The organism is Micromonospora sp. DT231 (genome assembly GCF_049847025.1).
GTDB lineage: Bacteria > Actinomycetota > Actinomycetes > Mycobacteriales > Micromonosporaceae > Micromonospora.
The window spans coordinates 303,586-320,022 of record NZ_JBNCNO010000002.1; the positions used below are offsets into that span (position 1 = coordinate 303,586).

Here is a 16,437-nt window from a genome sequence, read left to right on the forward strand (position 1 = left end):
ACGCTAACTCCGCTCGACCACCCCACCCGGGGGCGTGCCCCGAGGACGCGGGGCAGCCCGTGCAAGAATCTCGCCGAGGTGAGGCGACATCGACGGCCTGCTCTTGATGACGCTGTTGCCCCTGGTCGGGTTCGCTGCGCTGACCGCGGGCAACGCGTTCTTCGTGGCGGCCGAGTTCGCCCTGGTCACGGTCGACCGTGCGGAGATCGACAGGCGGGCCGCCGCCGGCGACCAGGCCGCCCTGACGGTACGCGCGGCGCTGCGCGACCTCTCCTTCCAGCTCTCCGGAGCGCAGCTCGGCATCACCATCACCGCTCTGCTCACCGGCTACCTTGCCGAGCCGGCCCTGGCGCGGCTCTTCACCCCGCTGCTGCGGCCGGTGGCCGGGGAGGGCACCGAGCGGTTCACCCCGTTCCTGGCGTTGGCCCTGGCCACGCTGCTCTCCATGCTCTTCGGTGAGTTGGTGCCGAAGAACGCGGCGCTGGCCCGGCCCATGCCGGCGGCGCTGGCCACGGCCGGTCCGATGCACACCTTCTCCCGCACGTTCGGCTGGCTGATCCGGGGGTTGAACGGCTCCGCGAACCGGCTGGTCCGGGCGCTCGGTGTCGAGCCGCAGGAGGAGCTGGCCAGTGCCCGCTCGCCGGAGGAGCTGGGTCTGTTGGCGGCCATCTCGGCTCGGGCCGGCGCACTGCCGACCGACACCGCGATGCTGCTGCGTCGGACCATCCGCTTCGGCGACAAGCGGGCCGCCGAGGCGATGACCCCCCGGGTGGACGTGGTCGCGCTGCGCGCCACGGCCACCGTTGCCGAGCTGCTTGAGCAGTCCCGGCAGACCGGGCGGACCCGGTTCCCGGTGTACGAGGAGACCCTGGACCTGGTGACGGGCGTGGCCGGGGTGCCCGACGCGCTGGGCGTGCCGCTCGCCGACCGGGCGTCGACGATTGTCGGCTCGGTGGCCCGCGAGCCGGTGTACGTGCCGGAAAGCCTCAACCTGGACGGCGTGCTGGCCGCGTTGAAGGCGGCCGGCGCCGACCTGGCCATCGTGGTCGACGAGTACGGCGGCACGGACGGCGTGGTGACGATCGAGGACCTCGTCGAGGAGCTGGTCGGGGAGATCGCCGACGAGTTCGACCCGGCGAGTGTGGACGACGCCGACCCGGTCGAGTTGACCGTGCCGGGCGGTGAGCGCACCGTGCTCGTCGACGGGGTGCTCCGCTCCGACGAGGTGGCCGAGCAGACCGGCTTCCGGCTGCCCGAGGGGCCCTACGAGACGTTGGCCGGCTTCCTGATGGCCCAGCTCGGGCACATCCCGCTGGCCGGCGAGACGGTCGAGGCGGACGGCTGGGAGTTCACGGTGGTCGAGGTGGAGCGGCACCGGATCGAGCAGGTCCGGGTGTTACGCCCGGCGGAACCGGACGACGATGACTGAGCTGCTGGTGACCGTCCTGCTGCTGCTCGGCAACGGGTTCTTCGTGGGCAGTGAGTTCGCGCTCATCGCGTCCCGCCGGACGGTGATCGAGCCGCTGGCCGCCGGGTCGAAACGCGCCCGGTGGGCGTTGTCGGCGATGAACCAGATCCCGCTGATGATCGCTGGCGCGCAGCTCGGCATCACGGTCTGCTCGTTGGGCCTGGGCGCGATCGCCGAGCCGGCGTTGGCGCACCTGCTGGAGCCGCCGTTCCACGCGGCCGGCCTGCCCGAGCGGGCGGTGCACCCGGTGGCCTTCGTGTTGGCCCTGGGCGTGGTGGTCTTCCTGCACACGGTCGTCGGGGAGATGGTGCCGAAGAACATCACGCTCGCCGGGCCGGAGGTCTCCGCACTCTGGCTCGGCCCGGCGATGCTGGCGTTCTGTGTGGCCACCAAGCCGCTGCTGCTGGCCATGAAGTGGGCGGCGCGCCGGGTGCTCGCGATCTGGCGGATCGAGGCGTCCGAGGCGGTCAAGACGGTGTTCACCGCCGAGGAGTTGGCCGGGCTCGTCTCGCAGGCGCGCACCGAGGGGTTGCTCGACGAGGAGCAGCATGTCCGGATCACCGGTGCCCTGGCCCTGCACAGCCGCACGGCGGCGGACGCCCTGCAGCCGTGGTCGACGGTGGTGACGGTGGCCGAGGACGTCTCACCGGCATCGCTGGAGGTGTTGGCGACCCGGACCGGACGGTCCCGGTTCCCGGTGGTGCAGCGGTCGACCCGTCGGGTGCTCGGGTTCGTGCACGTCAAGGACGTGCTGGGGTACGCCGGGCAGGGTCGTCGGTCGCCGGTGCCGGCCCAGGTCTACCGGCCGCTGGCGGTGGTGCCGCCGGAGCGTACGCTGGCGGACCTGCTGCTGGCCATGCGCCGCGAACGGCGGCACATGGTGCTGGTGAGCGACGGCCGGCGCCCGCTCGGTGTGGTCACTCTTGATGATGTATTGACGGCTATCGTTGGTTGATCCGCCAATACCCTTGGTGTGCAAGCGGTTGCACGACAGTGACGGTTATCCCGTTCGCCTTGATTACCGCCCCGCGCTTCCCTAATGTGGGGCACCGACCGCTGTGGGTCGTCTGCCTCGGCCCTTCCCTCACGCGAGGCGCCCGGCGGTCGGTTGCAAAGGAGTCGGTGCCGGTGGCAACCATGCCCCCTCATCGTCACGACCTGTCTGCGTCTGCTCGGCCGGGTGGTCTGCGCCGGGCTGGTCGCCGTCTGCTCGTCCTGGTCGCCGCCGCGGTGGTCGGCGCGGGCCTGCTCACCGCCCCGGCGCACGCCGCGCCGACGGTCGACGAGATCGAGGCGCAGATCGACAAGAAGTGGGAGCAGTTGGAGCCCACTATCGAGCAGTACAACAAGGTCAGGGCGCAGCTGAAGGTCAATCGGCAGAAGTCGGTGAACCTGCAGAAGAAGATCGAGCCGTTGGCGTTGCAGAGCGAGTTGGCGCTCAACCGGGTCGGCGATCTCGCCTCGCGCTACTACATCTCGGGCCCGTCGCACGACATTGGCGCGCTGTTGGTCAGCGCCAAGCCGGACACGCTCACCGAGCAGCTCACCATTCTCGACCGCCTGGCCGCGCAGGAGCGCAAGGAGGTCGAGGGCGTCCTCGCCGTGCGGGACAAGTACGACGGCGAGAAGCAGAAGCTGGACGCCCTGATCGTCACCCAGACCAAGCAGCAGAACGAGCTGGCGGCCAAGAAGAAGCAGATCGACGCCGAGATCAAGCAGCTTGAGGCGTCGATGCCGAAGACCACGGTCAAGACCGCCGGCTGCCCGACCATCAACGGTGTGGTTTCAGTGGCCGCCCAGAAGGCGATCAAGACCGCCTGCCAACAGGTCGGCGATCCGTACGTCTGGGGCGCCGTCGGCCCGAACTCGTTCGACTGCTCGGGGCTGACCCAGTACGCCTACAAGTCGGCCGGGATCTCCCTGACCCACCACACCGGAGACCAGTGGAACGAGGGCAAGGCCGTGGCGCGAGCCGAGGCCCGTGCCGGTGACCTGGTCTTCTTCTACTCCGGCCTGAGTCATGTCGGGCTGTATCTGGGTAACAACCAGATGGTGCACGCACCACGTGCCGGTAAACCGGTGCAGGTGTCCAGCATCAACACCATGCCCGTCGCCGGGTTCCGCAGACCCTGATCCACACCGTTCGACACGACGGCCCCCGGTCACCGACCGGGGGCCGTCGTCGTTGTCAGCGGGGTGCGCCCACCGGGGACGGCAGGAGCAGTACGTCGGCCAGGTCGACATACATGATGCGGTGGCCGAACTGGATCTGCGCGTACCGGTTCTTGCCCCGGATCACCGTCCAGTCGCCGGGCGAGGAGCCGTCGACGGTGCTGGCCCGGTAGTACTCGCCCGGCAGCACCGCGCCGACGGCGTACCGCTGCCCGGCGGCCAGGGTGTACTGCAGTGGCGAGATCGTCTGGTAGGGCACGCCGGCCGGATAGGCCGCCTGTTCCGGGTAGGCCCGCCCGTACACCGGAATGGTGGCCCGGCCGGGCTTCGGGGTGGCCACCACACCGACGGTCCAACTGGCGGTGGGCCTGGACGCCGGGTTGTGGAACCAGGCCCGTTGCCCGAGGTACCAGATTGCCGTCCAGTCGCCCTGCCGGCCGGCCAGCGCGTACGTCTGACCGGCGGAGGCGCGGGCGCCGTGATCCGACACCTCCATGGTGTTCGGGGTGCCGTCGGGGCGGAGCGCGATGTCGTTCACAAGTGGCGCGTCCGCGGCCGGCGCGGAGCGAAGCACCACCGCCGAGGAGCCGCGTGGCGCGCACGGGACGCCGACGGTGACGCAGCCGACGAACGCCGGCTGGTTGGTGGCGAAGTCCGGGTCGATCCGGACCAGACCGGTGGACGGGGTGCCGGTGTCCAGCCGGGGCGCGTGCAGCAGTTCGAAGTAGTGGGTCCAGTCCCAGTACGGGCCGGTGTCCCAGTGCATCCCACGGACGTTCGCGGCGACGGTGCCGGGCACGTTGTCGTGGCCGATGATGTGCTGGCGGTCCAGCGGGACGCCCAGCCGCAGCGCGAGGTGCCGCACCAGCTTCGCCGAGGTCCGGTACATCGCCTCGGTGTACCAGGTGCCCTGCGCCGCGTAGCCCTCGTGCTCCAGCCCCACCGCCTTGGCGTTGACGTACCAGTTGCCGGCGTGCCAGGCGACATCCTTGGTGCGGACGTGCTGGGCGACGTGCCCGTCCACCGAGCGCAGCGTGTAGTGCCAGCTCACGTACGTCGGATCCTGCACGAGCCGCAGGGTGGTGGCCCAGCTCCCCTCGGTGTCGTGGATGACGATGTACTCGATCTTCTGCCGGTCGGGACGGTCGGACAGGTCGTGGTTGCCGTAGTCACCGTCGCCGAACGCCGCGTAGGGCGCCGGGATCCACTCGCAGGAGATGGTGCGGGGGCATTCCAGGCCGTCCGGGCGGTCGAGCCGGCGCAGACCCAGCCGGTCCAGCCAGGAGCGCTGCGGGCGGATCGCGCGGGCCGGCAGCGTGATCCGCTCGCCGACGTCGGTCACCCGCGACGCGCCGGCGCCGATGGTGGTGAAGACCTCGTCGGCGAAGGCCGCCGCGGCGTCCGCGCTGTCCGCGCCGGCGTAGCGGGCCACCGCGCCGTACCAGGTGGCCGGGTCGGTGCCGGCACCGACCGGGGCGCCCAACTCCCGCTGGTACGAGGCCAGGAGTGCGGCCCCGCCCCGGATGTTGACGTCGGCGTCGGTGCGCAGCGCGTCGGGAGTCGCGCCGGTCAGCGCGGCGGCGGCATCCACGGTCTGCGACGCGGCGGCGGGTGGCGCCGGGTCCTGGGCCGTCCGGGGTACGGGTGCCAGCGCGGTACGGGAGTCGTCGCCGCGCGGGTCCTCGGCGCCGGTGTCGTGGTGACCACGCACGGGCAGAGCGGTCACGTGTCGGGCGTCGGTCAGGTGCATGGGGCCGTAGCCGCCGCTGGTGCTGGGTGTGCCGGCGTTGCTGTCCCAGCGGGACTCCAGGTAGGAGACGCCGAGCAGCACGTCGGTCGGTACGCCGTACTCGGCGGCCGCGGCGGCGTACCGCTGCTGGCGGTCGACGGTGGGTGCGGCGGCGTGGGCGGGTGCTCCGACCGCGGTCGCGGCGGCGAGCACGGCGACGGCGAGCAGCGCACGCCGGCCGGGCAGCAGGGTTGGATGGTGCATCGAACCCCCTAGATTTCGCGGGTGTGGATGACGCCACCCTCGCGCCGGCCGGGAGTCCGCGTCAATACCTTTCCATGTGTCGACCTGCCAGGAAATAAATCTTCACGTACGGGTCGGTGATCCTCTCCGATCGGTACGGAGTGTCACGGCCGCACGGGTTGCGGAGCGGTAACAAGCGTCTCTACTCTGGTCATTCGTCGGCCCGATAGCAGCTCCGTCCAGCCCGGGCGGTAACGGACCGACACCGCCGAGTCGTTTCCGAACGAACCGGGGACCCATGTCCCCCGGGGTGAATCCGCAGCCACTGCGGTAGGGCGCCGACTTCCCGCCCGAACCCGTCAGCTAACCCGGTAGGCGGTCAGGAAGAAGGAGTACGGAACCCCGGTGGCACTCCATGCCCCGCGGCCGTCGTCCGAGCGGTCGGCAACAGCCGGCCCGATGTCGATTGCGCCGCGCCCACGCTGGTCCCGCTTCACCACCGCGCTCGCCGCACTGGCCGGCGTCGCCGTCGTCCTGACCGGCAGCGCTACGGCGGCCCACGCCGACCCGTCCGTCGCCGAGATCGAGCGCCAGATCGACGCCGACTGGAACAAACTCGAACCGATCATCGAACAGCACAACGCCACCCGGACCGACCTCGCCGCCAAGCGCAAGCAGGCCCAGGCGCTGGCCGCCCGGATCGCCCCGCTGGAGCGCCAGGTCGACGCCGCGATGGACAAGGTCAGTGCCCTGGCCGTGCGCGCGTACAAGGGTGAGAACGTGCTGACCGTCAACGCGGTGCTGGGCAGCCGGTCACCCAGTGAGGTGGTCGGTCAGCTCGAACTGCTCGACCGCTTCGCGCACAACCAGCAGCAGGACGTCCGCGAGGTGGCCGACCTGCGCGACGAGTTGGCCGGGCAGAAGGCGCCGCTCGACGAGATGGTGGCCCAGCTGACCCGTACCGAGGCCCAGCTGGCGGCGAAGAAGAAGCAGATCAACGAGGAGATCGACAAGCTGCAGAAGCTGCGCCTCAAGGTGTACGGCAGCGGTGGCGGCGGTCCGTTGCGCCCCGCGCCCTGCCCCGGCAGCTATCCCGGTGGCGCCGCCGGCACCGCGGTCAAGTTCGCCTGCGCGCAGATCGGCAAGCCCTACGTCTGGGGTGCCGAGGGTCCGAACTCGTACGACTGCTCCGGACTCATGCTCGCCGCCTGGGCGAAGGCCGGGGTGTCACTGCCGCACAACGCCGCAGCCCAGAGCCGCGTCACCAAGAACGTCAGCAAGGCCGACCTGCGACCTGGCGACCTGGTCTTCTACTACAGCGACATCCACCACGTCGGGATGTACGTCGGTGGCGGCTGGGTGGTGCACGCCTCGCAGGCCGGCGAACCGGTCAAGATGAAGAGGGCCGACGACGGTCAGGTCCACAGCTACGGCCGTCCAGGCTGATCGATCGTGCTGATCGAAGGGCCCGTCGCGATTCGTCGCGGCGGGCCCTCGTCGTCAGCGGTTCAGCGGGTGGGCCAGGTGCGCCAGTGCTGCCAGGCGCGGCTCGGCGTCGGCCCCCGCTGCCCCTGGTATCGCGAGCCGTAGACCGCCGAGCCGTACGGGTGCTCGGCTGGCGAGGAGAGCCGGAAGATGCAGAGCTGCCCGATCTTCATGCCCGGCCAGAGGGTGATGGGCAGGTTCGCCACGTTCGAGAGTTCGAGCGTGACGTGCCCGGAGAAGCCGGGGTCGATGAAGCCGGCGGTGGAGTGCGTGAGCAGCCCGAGCCGCCCCAGTGAACTCTTGCCCTCCAGCCGGCCGGCGAGTTGGTCACCGAGCGAGATGACCTCGAGCGTCGAGGCGAGCACGAACTCCCCGGGGTGCAGCACGAACGGCTCCCCGTCGGGCACCTCGACCGCCGACGTCAGGTCGTCCTGCTGCATCGCCGGGTCGATGTGTGTGTAAAGGTGGTTGTTGAAGACCCGGAACAGCCGGTCCAGCCGCACGTCGATGCTTGAGGGTTGGACCAGGGTGGGCTCGAACGGCTCCAGGCCCAGCGTGCCGGCCTTGATCTCGGAGACCAGGTCGCGGTCGGAGAGCAGCATCGGACCACCATAGCGGCGGCCCGAAAACCCACCGGATTCGGTGCCGGTGACCAGCGCGTCGAGGTCGCTACTCGTACATTTGTTCGATAGAATGCTCGCATGGCTTCCTGGTCCGAATTCGCCGCCGACGAGCCCCGACTCGCCGACGGGATCCGCGTTCTCCTCCAGCAGTACGGGCCGGGCTTCGGCTACCTGGCCACGGTCCGTGCCGACGGCGGGCCCCGGGTCCATCCGGTCTCCCCGGTCATCACCGACGAGGGTCTGTTCTGCTTCATCATCGACTCCCCGAAGCGCCGTGACCTCGAACGCGACGGCCGCTACGCGCTGCACTCGTTCCCCCCGGAGGAGAGCGACGACGAGGCGTACGTGGCGGGGCGTGCCCGCCCGGTGACCGATCCGGTGCGCATCGCCCGGTTGGCGCAGGGCGCCCGCGCGGAGCCACAGGTCGACTGGCAACTGTTCGAGTTCACCGTCGACGTGGCGATGTTGACTCGCCGCGAGCAGCACATCGCGGGCATCCCGGGCCTCGCCCCGGCCCGGCCGGCCGTCCGGGTCTGGCTCGACCCGCGGGCCCCCTCGGCGGTGGCTGCCGCGCCGCTCGCCGTGCCGCAGACCCGCCCGACCCGCCGCAGCCGTGACGTCCAGTGCACAGCCGCCTGACCACCACGGCCCAGAGACAGTCGGTGCCGGCTCCGTCGTAAGGGAGCCGGCATTCGGCCGTACGCCCGGCGCTGCCCCCGCGCTGCCCCCGCGCTGCCCCCGCGCTGCCCCCGCGCTGCCCCCGCGCTGCCCCCGCGCTGCCCCCGCGCCGCCCCCGCGCTGCCCCCGCGCCGCCCCCGCGCCGCCCCCGCGCCGCCCCCGCGCCGCCCCGCGCCGCCCCGCGCCGGCCTGGGGGCGCCCCCGCGCGCCGGCCTGGGAGCGTCGCCCCGCATGATCGACTCGCTTTTCATGAAATCGCGGTGTCCCGGCCGCTCGGACACCCCGACTTTCAGGAACCCGAGTGGATCAAGCCGGGCCGAACCCTGGCCGAACCAGGCGGAGCGGGCGGAGCGGGCGGAGCGGGCGGAGCAGGCGGAGCGGGCGGAGCGGGCAGAGCGGCACGCGGGCAAGCCGCGGGTCGGGGTGCGTGCATGCACGGGCACGGCGACTCGGGTACAGTGGTGCCGCTTGCGGGTGTAGTTCAATGGCAGAACATCAGCTTCCCAAGCTGACAGTGCGGGTTCGATTCCCGTCACCCGCTCCACACGCGGAAGCCCTGGTCAGGACCAATGGTCCCGCCAGGGCTTCCTCCGTTCCAGATAGCTGAAACAGGGCGCTGTGCCATTAGCCCGCCTCGGCGCCCGTCCCTTAGTCCTCGGCGACCGGTCGTGTCCGACGCTTGCTCGGCTTGCGTCAGGCCGCCCTGACGGCCTTGTCGATCGCGCCGGCGATGACCTGGCCGGCCTCCCGATTGGCGTGCTGATAGACCCTGGTCGGCCTCCCGATTGGCGTACTGATAGATCAGCGCCGCGCGGGGACTGTCGTGGCCCATCCGGCCATGATGTCTCGCAGGCTGGCGCCGGGCGCCCGCGACGCGAGCGTGTTGCCGGGTCCGGTAGGCGGGCTACCCGGCGGCGCAGCTGACGTTGTTGAGCGTGAAGGCAATCGGCACGGCGTCGCTGGCCTGCCAGGTGCCCAGGACGCCGAAGACCACCGAGGCGCCCGGCGCCACCTGGGGGTTGTAGCTGGCGTTCCGGGCCGTGACGGTGGCACCGCTCTGCTGGGCGGTGGCGGACCAGGACTGGACGATGTGCTGGTCACCGGGGAAGGTGAAGCTGAGCGCCCAACCGTCGACCGGCACGGTGCTGGTGTTCTTGATGGTGATCTGGGCGGTGAAGCCTCCCGGCCACTCGCTCCCGGTGCGGTAGCTCACGGTGCAGGGCGCCGCCGGCGGCGGGTCGATCGGCACCGTGGCGGTCTGGGTGAGCCGGGTGCCGGTGGCGGTGTCCTCTAGCAGGACCGTGACCTCCAGGCCGGTGGCCGTACAGTCGGCGGACACCCAGTAACCCTCTCTCCAGCTGAAGGTCGCGCCCGGATCGACGGTGACCGCCCAGCCCGGCAGCGAGGGGAGGGCCGGGCAGCCGGTGGGGATGCCGGGGGTGGAGCCGACGAACCGGCCGTAGATCGCCGTGCCGACCTGTTGCTGTTGGGCTGTGCAGTTCTGCCCGACGGCCGTGGCCCTGACGACCTGGCCCGGAACCACCCGCGGCGGGTCGAAGGTGAGCGACTGGATCTGGACGGTACCGGCGCAGGTGTCGGCCGGGACGGTCGCGCCGGCTGGGGCGGTGCCGGCCGGATCGGCCTGCGCCGCCGCCGCGGGGACAGCCAGTGCACCGGCGGCGCAGACGGCGGCCGCGGCGAGGGTCAGGAGCGTACGCAAGAGGGTCCTCCTGGGTGAGCCGTGGGCTACGGGCGTCGCCAGTTGACCGTACCAATCAATGCCTGTCAATTGAATGGATCGGCGGTCGTCTCCACCATGCGACGCACCGGCTCGCCGCCGGAGACCGCCGTGATCTCCCGACCGGCCCCCTCGGCCAGGACGGGTTGGCGCTTCAACCGCGTGGGTTGTCGGGCCCCGCGGGCAGACTGCCGCCATGAGTTACGACTTGGCGGTCTGGGAAGGTGAGCAGCCGGCTGACGACGCCGCTGCGGGTGAGGTCTACGACCGGCTCTATGCCACGTACGCGGAGGGCGAGCAACTACCCCCGACCCCACGCATCCGGGCCTACGTCCTCGCCCTGTTGGAGCGGTGGGTAGACCTGTCCTCCGACGACAAGGACGATGCCAGCCCGTGGTCCGCTGGTCCGCTGATGGATGAAGCGTCTGGCCCGTTCGTCTACTTCACGATGCGGTACAGCGTGTGCGAGGAAGTCTCGACCGAGGCTGCTCGGATGGCAGCCGCTCACGGTCTGGTCTGCTACGACCCGCAGTGGGAGCGAGTACGGCCCACCGCTGAGGAGCCCGCGGAGGCGTGCCGTTAGGCCGGACAGTGTTCTGCCGGGCAACCCTGGTGCCCACCGGTCCAGACAGGAGATCCACGTACAGGACGAACGCAGGGAAGCCCCTTCGTCAGCCGACGATCAGTTTCGACGTGATTGACTCGCTGACAACAGCTCGGCTGTCCGCCTCCGCTACGAGTGGAACGCGACAGCCTGTAGCTCGTCCATGGTGGTGCGGTACCAGGTGCCCCGGGCGAAGGCGTGCAGGTCGCCGCTCCGGCAGGTGTAGCGGAGACGCTGTGCTTCGATGCCGTCGGGTAGCACGAGGCGGCATTGCCCGCCGATGCGGTGCAAGCCCTCTCGGCTGATGCGCAGCAGCGTCACGACGTCGTACTCGGAGCCCCAGCCCGTCAGAAGAGCTCGGTCTGCGCCGCTGACCAGCATGCCGTGCGCGGACTGATAGGGAGACGCCCCCCAATCGGTGACCGTGTCACCTGACGCCGACTGGACATGGAAATCCGTGTAGGGGCAGAAGTGCGCGGTTTCGCCGTGCAGGTTGAGCGTGTAGCAGTCGGAGATGTACGGGAGCCCGGCATCGTGCGGGTAGAGCCAGTCGACGGTCAGATCCTGGTTGAACCGGGCAAGGCCGTGTCCCTCCGGCCCGCTCCCGCCCAACGCTCCCTCATCGAAATATCCGGCCCATACCTTGCCGGACGGCGTTGTCTGGAGTTCCTTGATGGCATCACCGAGATGGCCTCGGCACTCCAGATCGCCGTCGCGGGTCCACACTTCACCGTTGAGCGCGTCACGCCCGGTGCGGGCCGCCGCCAGCAGGACACGCCCCTCCGGCAGCGGTTGCACGAACGACACGCGAAGGTCGGTCTCCACCTCGATGGCACCGACGATCCGGATCCCCCTGCCACCGAGATGCCAGGTCACCTGCTTGCGGCGGGAGTCCAACCGGTGTGACCAGACGGCGAACGCCGTGCCATCGGGCCCGACGCCGACCGCCTCCGGCTCGCGCTTCATATCCACGCGGTCCGAGCGTGTCAGAAATCCATGGCGTCCCAGTGGCACAACCGGCAGCTTCAACACCTCCAGCCGCCGCCGAAGGCTGGCCTGATCGCGTTCGCCTCGCGGTGTCGTCATCACGAGCATCATCGGTCACCGGAAACCGGATCTGGGGGGCCGGCCCAGATGCGTTTCCAGGGCCGAACCCACCCGCTTGGAGACCGCCGAGTCGTGGGGTAGGTCCGTAAGGTCGACGGCTACCCACCGGGCCTGGGAGATCTCGCCGTTCGGGGCGATCTCGTCGGAGAGCGCGTGCAGGCGTACGACCGTCAGGTACCCTTTTTTGCCCCCGCTGGTCGTCACGTGCTCCTCGAGCACGAGAGCGGACGAGTCCAACGTGACGCCCAGTTCCTCGACGCACTCACGCCTGGCCGCCTGTTCAGGGGTTTCTCGGGCTGGCTTGTATCCGCCTCCGGGCAGGCGCCACAGGGATTGGTCACCGTAGCTGTGTTGAACGAGGAGGACTCGGTCGGCGTCGACCGGGTGGATGATCAGCGCTTGCACGCCGTGGGTGGTCGGCTTGGCGATCCGCCAGTAGAGCCCGCGCAGGCGATGGAGCAGCCTGAACGCGATCGGCGGAATCCTCATCTGGCCGTCCAATCGGTGAGCCATGCGGTGCGGAGAAGCGGCGTCGAAGACGTTACGTCGTCCCTCCGGTGTTCGCCCTCGCCGGAACGTTCGAGGTGAGAAGACCGCGTTTGTGTTTCGGTGTGCTCATGACTCGCGCAGGGTTCGCCAGGTGGGTAACTCCCGGCAGGGTGGAGTGGGTTCTGCTCCTGGCCGCCGTCCTCGTCGGGGGGCTCGTGTGGAAGGCAGGTGCACCGAAGTGGGCGGGCTTGGTCCTGGCACTCGGTGGCGCCCTGTGGATCAGACGAATGCGGCAACGAGGACACATCGAGCGTGCTCTCGTCCGCTGGCTCTAGATTGCCACCCTCACTCGAGGTTTTGACTGCCCGTTCTCGACCTGGCTCATTCGCATTCGACGATGGCAGGATCGCAGATGTGGGAACGGCCGGTAACCCGTGGTGGCAGACAACGAAGACACCCAAGCAGGGTTTCCTCCTGGGAGGTGTCTTGCCGTTGGCCACCTGGCCTCAGCCGTGCTGCTGCTCCGGCACCAGCGCTCAGATCAGGAGTAGCTGGAAGCTACGCATCGAGTCGGCGGCAGCGCCAGCTACGTACGACTGCCTTATAGATTGGTCGTCGTGACCGGCACCGCGCTGCCCCGACATCGACAGCACGTCGCCTGGATGCCGCTCCCCATCGCGGTGCTCACCGTCGGGCTGCTGCTCCGTGCCGCCGTGACCGTCTGGGATCTACTCCACTTCACCGAGCTGTTCAACTATGGCAACAGCATGAGCGGGTCGCTCGCCGGCGTCATCGAAAAATCCTTGTCCTATCTGGGGTTGGCCCTGACAGCGGTGCTGGTGCCGATCCTGTGGATCGGGGCGCGGCGGGTCGGCGTCGCCGGATCGAGGTGGCCGGGGACCATCGGGTGGGTCTGCGGGGTGCTGGCCGCCTTCGGCGCTGTCGGGGTGTCGGGCCCGCCGAACGACGGCAGCGACCCGAAGCAACTGGGCATCGTCCACGACAGCGGGACACCGACCTGGGTCAAGGTGCTCGACGTCGTCGCGCCGTACGCGGTCCTCGTCGGTGCCGGGGGCGCGGTGCTGCTGCTCCTCCTGGCGGTCGTGACCCAGTTGCGGACACGCGTCCGTGCCGCGCTCGACGCGGGGCCCGGCACCGACAGCTAGGGGCAACCGCCGCTATCGATAGTCGGCGAACACCCGGCGTTCCACGCCGTCGACGGTGACCGGGCCGCCGTGGGGAAGGATCCACTGCGGTCGGGTGTGGCCGAACGGGATGCCGACGCAGACGACTGCCTCCGGGTTGTAGCGGGTCACCACGTCGACGACCGTGTCGCGCTGCTGCTCGCGTAGCCGTGCCCGATCCTCGGCGGCGGGTCGGCGCGTCTGGTCGGAGGTCGGCGGACGGGCGACCAGGACGGCGTCGACGGCGCTGAGGATGCCGCGTTCACCGAGGGAGCGGACGATGAAGCCGACGTCTCGTGCGGGGAGGAGTTCCTCCGACGTCTCGATGACGAGCACCCCGCCCCGCAGCACCTCCGGAGCAAAGGGGAAGCGTCCCGCCGTCAGGATCCACTGGATGACTTCCAGGCACCCGCCCCAGGTGGGGCCGGTGACCGCGCGGCGCGGCCCGTACCAACTCCACGGTTCCGTCGGTTCGCGTTCCCCGAAGGACGTCAACGCCCGCGGATCGGCCCAGTCGATCCCGATGTCCTCGGACTCGCCCGGGTCGGTGATCTCCAGCCGCTCCCCGGTGAGTAACGCCGCTCGCAGCGACCGGATGTGGATGTCGTCCACGGCCGGTCCGGGGCCGAGGTGCACCTGGGAGGAGCCGCCGTAGAAGCTGGCGACGCCGAGACCCCAGAGCCAGTGGTGCAGGTTCGTGTTGTCGCTGGTGCCGAGGAAGGGCTTCGGGTCGGCTCGGGCGAGATCCGCGTCCAGATGCGGGACGACGGTGATCTGGTCGTCGCCGCCGAGGACGGCGAGGATGCCGCGTACCTGGGGATCTGCGAAGGCGGCGTTGATGTCCGCCGCCCGCGCCGCCGCTGTCGCACCGACCTGGCGGGTGGTCGGGTATTCGACCGGGACGAGGCCGGTCAGGTCGGCGAGCCGTCGCATGGCCTGCTCGTGAATCTCGGGGAAGGCGCCGGCCGCGGCGAAGGATGGCGAGAGAATCGCGATCTTGTCCCCGGGTCGGGCCTTACGAGGACGAACAAGCTCATGCGTCATGCCGAGATCCAACCGGGCCGCCGGTCCGTACGCATCTCATTTCGAGACGGGTTCCAGGAGAACCACGGGGATCTCCCGCGTGATCCGTTGTTGGTAGGCGGCGTACTCCGACCTGGCCGACACCATCAGGCGCCACAGATGCGGGCGCTCCGCGGCCGTGGCGGTGCGCGCGTACGCGCCGAAGGTCTCCGTACCCACCTGCACCGTGACGTACGGATCGGCGAGCAGGTTGAGGTACCACGCGGGATGGTGGTCTGCGCCACGGTTGGAGGCGGCAAGCACGTAGCGGTCGTTGTCGCGTTCGTAGACGAGTGCGGTGCGGCGCAGTTCGCCGGTCTTGCGGCCTCGGGTCGTCAGGAGCAGGTCGTTCACGCCGGGCCGGGGCCGGCCGCCGGTCTCCTCGAACCGGCGGATGTGCTCCGCGACCCAGGAATGTGGGCTGTCGTGGACCTCGGGCATCACACCTCCCGGACACTCGCGGCGGCACGGTGGTGGCGGGGCGCCTCGATCTCGTCGAGCAGTGCGATCGCGAAGTCCGGGTAGCTGATCCGGCTGGCTGGGTCGCCGTGTTCGGCAAAACGGTAGTGGCCGGTACGCGTGCCGTCGTGGTCGAAGTCGCCGGCGGGGGCCAGGTAGGCCCAGTCGAGGTCGGAGTTTCGAAGCTCCGCGAGACCCGCAGCGTGGCCCAGGTAGAAGGACCGGTACTCGTTCGGGTAGCCGGGCTCGTCCATCAGGGCGGCGCCGGACGCCCCGGGCATGATCGAGGCGAGCCCGACCACCACCAGCCGACGTACGCCGGCTTCCGCCAGGCTGGTGGCCAGGGCGCGGGACGATGCGGTGAAGAAGTCGTGCGGTGCTGCCGACAGGTCCACGGCGGCGCTGATGGCGGCGTCGTGCCCGGCCGCCGCCTGCGCGATGCTCACGGCGTCGGTGACGTCGCCGGCCACCAGCTGCACATCGGTCAGGTCACGGTGGCCTGCGGGGTCGCGCACCACGGCGGTGACCTGATGGCCGCGCCGACGCGCCTCGGCGACGGTCCGCCGACCGGCCCGGCCGCCCGCGCCGAAGACCACGATCTTCATGAGTTACGCCTCTCCGCAGAGGCCGGAGCCCGTGCGCCCGGCCGGTTCGCCGACGCTATCGAGGGTCGTGGTTACCACCGGGATACCGGTTATTGTTTGGCGATGAGGCAATCTCTGCCCGCCGACATGTTCGACGAGCTGTGCCCGTCCTCGCTCAATCCGATCCGATTCGGCGACAAGTGGGCGGCGCTCATCATCCGCTGTCTTGAGCAGGGGCCTCGCCGGTTCTCGGAGCTGCGCGTGCCGCTTCGCCGCGTCACCCCTAAGGTGCTCACCCAGTCGCTGCGCTCCCTCGAACGGGACGGGCTGATCAAGCGCACCGTCTTCACCGAGGTCACCCCGCACGTGGAGTACGAGCTGACGCCGGTGGGGCGCAGCATGCTCGAACCGATCGCGGTTGCCTGCGCCTGGACCGAGAGGCACTGGGACCAGTTGCTCGACGCCCGCGAGTCGTACGACAACACCACCCGGCCCAACCGCGCTGGTTGACTCGGCGTGGCAGGCATCGTGTCCGGCGATCCGCACGGTCCCACCGTCGGCCCTCACCAATGTGGTCAGCACGTTCACCGTCGTCGTCTTGCCCGCCCCGTTCGGGCCGAGCAGGGAGAAGATCGTGCCCGCGGGGACATCCAGGTCGATGCCGTCGAGCACGACCCTGTCCTTGTACGCCTTTCGCAGCCCGGAGACCGCAATCGCTGAACTCGTCATGCGCCTACCATCGGCGGCCGGTCTGTCACCGCTCTGACGCGACGGTGACACGGCCACTGACACGGTGTCCCACCTCGTTCCGC

16 protein-coding genes, 1 tRNA gene, 1 pseudogene and 1 riboswitch are annotated in these 16,437 nt (G+C 70.1%); of the genes and pseudogenes, 9 read left to right on the forward strand and 9 right to left on the reverse strand.

Annotation, left to right across the window (positions count from 1 at the left end):
* The first annotated feature begins 106 nt into the window (after window positions 1-106).
* The 3 genes from ACPXBU_RS06210 (at window position 107) to ACPXBU_RS06220 (ending at window position 3,601) form a co-directional block, all read left to right on the forward strand.
* Window positions 107-1,429, forward strand: a complete 1,323-nt coding sequence (locus ACPXBU_RS06210; protein ID WP_425757048.1) for a hemolysin family protein — start codon at window positions 107-109, stop codon at window positions 1,427-1,429.
* A complete protein-coding gene (locus ACPXBU_RS06215) occupies window positions 1,422-2,423 on the forward strand; it encodes a hemolysin family protein (protein ID WP_393323968.1) in 1,002 nt (333 codons plus the stop codon). Before ACPXBU_RS06210 ends, ACPXBU_RS06215 begins: the two co-directional genes overlap by 8 nt.
* A 167-nt stretch (window positions 2,424-2,590) precedes the next feature.
* The gene (locus ACPXBU_RS06220; RefSeq protein WP_425757050.1) at window positions 2,591-3,601 is read left to right on the forward strand and encodes an NlpC/P60 family protein; all 1,011 of its coding nucleotides are present in this window, start codon (window positions 2,591-2,593) and stop codon (window positions 3,599-3,601) included.
* 55 nt (window positions 3,602-3,656) lie between these two features.
* Here the strand turns inward: ACPXBU_RS06220 and ACPXBU_RS06225 are convergent, their stop codons facing one another.
* Window positions 3,657-5,633 (reverse strand): N-acetylmuramoyl-L-alanine amidase, encoded by a 1,977-nt coding sequence (locus ACPXBU_RS06225; protein WP_425757052.1) that lies wholly within the window; start codon window positions 5,631-5,633, stop codon window positions 3,657-3,659.
* 235 nt (window positions 5,634-5,868) lie between these two features.
* A riboswitch (cyclic di-AMP (ydaO/yuaA leader) is annotated at window positions 5,869-6,004 on the forward strand.
* A 67-nt stretch (window positions 6,005-6,071) separates the two neighbouring features.
* Here ACPXBU_RS06225 and ACPXBU_RS06230 point away from each other — a divergent pair.
* Window positions 6,072-7,058, forward strand: a complete 987-nt coding sequence (locus tag ACPXBU_RS06230; RefSeq protein ID WP_425757054.1) for an NlpC/P60 family protein — start codon at window positions 6,072-6,074, stop codon at window positions 7,056-7,058.
* Window positions 7,059-7,120: 62 nt separating this feature from the next.
* Here ACPXBU_RS06230 and dcd read toward each other — a convergent pair whose 3' ends face one another.
* Entirely contained in the window at window positions 7,121-7,699 is a 579-nt protein-coding gene (gene dcd, locus ACPXBU_RS06235; protein WP_285792496.1) for a dCTP deaminase, read from the reverse strand.
* Between the two features lie 99 nt (window positions 7,700-7,798).
* Between dcd and ACPXBU_RS06240 the strand changes: the two genes are divergently transcribed.
* Complete coding sequence (locus ACPXBU_RS06240) at window positions 7,799-8,359, forward strand: pyridoxamine 5'-phosphate oxidase family protein (RefSeq protein WP_425757056.1); 561 nt, start codon at window positions 7,799-7,801, stop codon at window positions 8,357-8,359.
* Between the two features lie 509 nt (window positions 8,360-8,868).
* A tRNA-Gly gene (locus tag ACPXBU_RS06245) sits at window positions 8,869-8,942 on the forward strand.
* 360 nt (window positions 8,943-9,302) lie between these two features.
* Here the strand turns inward: ACPXBU_RS06245 and ACPXBU_RS06250 are convergent.
* The gene (locus tag ACPXBU_RS06250) at window positions 9,303-10,118 is read right to left on the reverse strand and encodes a cellulose binding domain-containing protein (protein ID WP_425757058.1); all 816 of its coding nucleotides are present in this window, start codon (window positions 10,116-10,118) and stop codon (window positions 9,303-9,305) included.
* A gap of 214 nt (window positions 10,119-10,332) precedes the next feature.
* Between ACPXBU_RS06250 and ACPXBU_RS06255 the strand changes: the two genes are divergently transcribed.
* The gene (locus tag ACPXBU_RS06255) at window positions 10,333-10,719 is read left to right on the forward strand and encodes a hypothetical protein (protein WP_425757060.1); all 387 of its coding nucleotides are present in this window, start codon (window positions 10,333-10,335) and stop codon (window positions 10,717-10,719) included.
* Between the two features lie 150 nt (window positions 10,720-10,869).
* Here the strand turns inward: ACPXBU_RS06255 and ACPXBU_RS06260 are convergent, their stop codons facing one another.
* Together ACPXBU_RS06260 and ACPXBU_RS06265 are read right to left on the reverse strand one after the other, a co-directional pair.
* Entirely contained in the window at window positions 10,870-11,838 is a 969-nt protein-coding gene (locus ACPXBU_RS06260) for a hypothetical protein (RefSeq protein ID WP_425757062.1), read from the reverse strand.
* Between the two features lie 3 nt (window positions 11,839-11,841).
* Window positions 11,842-12,336 carry an NUDIX domain-containing protein gene (locus ACPXBU_RS06265; RefSeq protein ID WP_425757064.1) on the reverse strand — a complete coding sequence of 165 codons (495 nt, stop codon included), beginning with the start codon at window positions 12,334-12,336 and terminating at the stop codon, window positions 11,842-11,844.
* Window positions 12,337-12,953: 617 nt separating this feature from the next.
* Between ACPXBU_RS06265 and ACPXBU_RS06270 the strand changes: the two genes are divergently transcribed.
* Window positions 12,954-13,502: a hypothetical protein gene (locus tag ACPXBU_RS06270; RefSeq protein WP_425757066.1), complete on the forward strand. Its 549-nt coding sequence runs from the start codon at window positions 12,954-12,956 to the stop codon at window positions 13,500-13,502.
* Between the two features lie 12 nt (window positions 13,503-13,514).
* Here the strand turns inward: ACPXBU_RS06270 and ACPXBU_RS06275 are convergent, their stop codons facing one another.
* Genes ACPXBU_RS06275 through ACPXBU_RS06285 form a run of 3 tightly spaced genes read right to left on the reverse strand, consistent with a single transcriptional unit; the run spans window position 13,515 to window position 15,646 of the window.
* On the reverse strand, window positions 13,515-14,564 hold the full coding sequence (locus ACPXBU_RS06275; RefSeq protein WP_425757068.1) for an LD-carboxypeptidase: 1,050 nt from the start codon (window positions 14,562-14,564) through the stop codon (window positions 13,515-13,517).
* A gap of 36 nt (window positions 14,565-14,600) precedes the next feature.
* Window positions 14,601-15,023 (reverse strand): nitroreductase family deazaflavin-dependent oxidoreductase, encoded by a 423-nt coding sequence (locus ACPXBU_RS06280; RefSeq protein ID WP_425757070.1) that lies wholly within the window; start codon window positions 15,021-15,023, stop codon window positions 14,601-14,603.
* On the reverse strand, window positions 15,023-15,646 hold the full coding sequence (locus ACPXBU_RS06285) for an NAD(P)-dependent oxidoreductase (RefSeq protein ID WP_393365219.1): 624 nt from the start codon (window positions 15,644-15,646) through the stop codon (window positions 15,023-15,025). The genes ACPXBU_RS06280 and ACPXBU_RS06285 overlap by 1 nt, the downstream gene beginning before the upstream one ends.
* A 102-nt stretch (window positions 15,647-15,748) precedes the next feature.
* On the opposite strand from ACPXBU_RS06285, the gene ACPXBU_RS06290 reads away from it, so the two are divergent.
* On the forward strand, window positions 15,749-16,135 hold the full coding sequence (locus ACPXBU_RS06290; RefSeq protein ID WP_425757073.1) for a winged helix-turn-helix transcriptional regulator: 387 nt from the start codon (window positions 15,749-15,751) through the stop codon (window positions 16,133-16,135).
* Window positions 16,136-16,140: 5 nt separating this feature from the next.
* Here ACPXBU_RS06290 and ACPXBU_RS06295 read toward each other — a convergent pair.
* Window positions 16,141-16,354 (reverse strand): annotated as a pseudogene (locus ACPXBU_RS06295) (ATP-binding cassette domain-containing protein); the annotation flags it as partial.
* Window positions 16,355-16,437: the final 83 nt, after the last annotated feature.

What these genes read in the sequence shown, in the direction of transcription:
- ACPXBU_RS06210 (WP_425757048.1), top strand. Translation starts at nt 107, where the DNA reads ATGACGCTGTTGCCCCTGGTCGGGTTCGCTGCGCTGACCGCGGGCAAC.
- ACPXBU_RS06215 (WP_393323968.1), top strand. Translation starts at nt 1,422, where the DNA reads ATGACTGAGCTGCTGGTGACCGTCCTGCTGCTGCTCGGCAACGGGTTC.
- ACPXBU_RS06225 (WP_425757052.1), bottom strand. Translation starts at nt 5,633, where the DNA reads ATGCACCATCCAACCCTGCTGCCCGGCCGGCGTGCGCTGCTCGCCGTC.
- ACPXBU_RS06230 (WP_425757054.1), top strand. Translation starts at nt 6,072, where the DNA reads ATGTCGATTGCGCCGCGCCCACGCTGGTCCCGCTTCACCACCGCGCTC.
- dcd (WP_285792496.1), bottom strand. Translation starts at nt 7,699, where the DNA reads ATGCTGCTCTCCGACCGCGACCTGGTCTCCGAGATCAAGGCCGGCACG.
- ACPXBU_RS06240 (WP_425757056.1), top strand. Translation starts at nt 7,799, where the DNA reads ATGGCTTCCTGGTCCGAATTCGCCGCCGACGAGCCCCGACTCGCCGAC.
- ACPXBU_RS06255 (WP_425757060.1), top strand. Translation starts at nt 10,333, where the DNA reads ATGAGTTACGACTTGGCGGTCTGGGAAGGTGAGCAGCCGGCTGACGAC.
- ACPXBU_RS06260 (WP_425757062.1), bottom strand. Translation starts at nt 11,838, where the DNA reads ATGATGCTCGTGATGACGACACCGCGAGGCGAACGCGATCAGGCCAGC.
- ACPXBU_RS06265 (WP_425757064.1), bottom strand. Translation starts at nt 12,336, where the DNA reads ATGAGGATTCCGCCGATCGCGTTCAGGCTGCTCCATCGCCTGCGCGGG.
- ACPXBU_RS06275 (WP_425757068.1), bottom strand. Translation starts at nt 14,564, where the DNA reads ATGACGCATGAGCTTGTTCGTCCTCGTAAGGCCCGACCCGGGGACAAG.
- ACPXBU_RS06280 (WP_425757070.1), bottom strand. Translation starts at nt 15,023, where the DNA reads ATGCCCGAGGTCCACGACAGCCCACATTCCTGGGTCGCGGAGCACATC.
- ACPXBU_RS06285 (WP_393365219.1), bottom strand. Translation starts at nt 15,646, where the DNA reads ATGAAGATCGTGGTCTTCGGCGCGGGCGGCCGGGCCGGTCGGCGGACC.
- ACPXBU_RS06290 (WP_425757073.1), top strand. Translation starts at nt 15,749, where the DNA reads ATGAGGCAATCTCTGCCCGCCGACATGTTCGACGAGCTGTGCCCGTCC.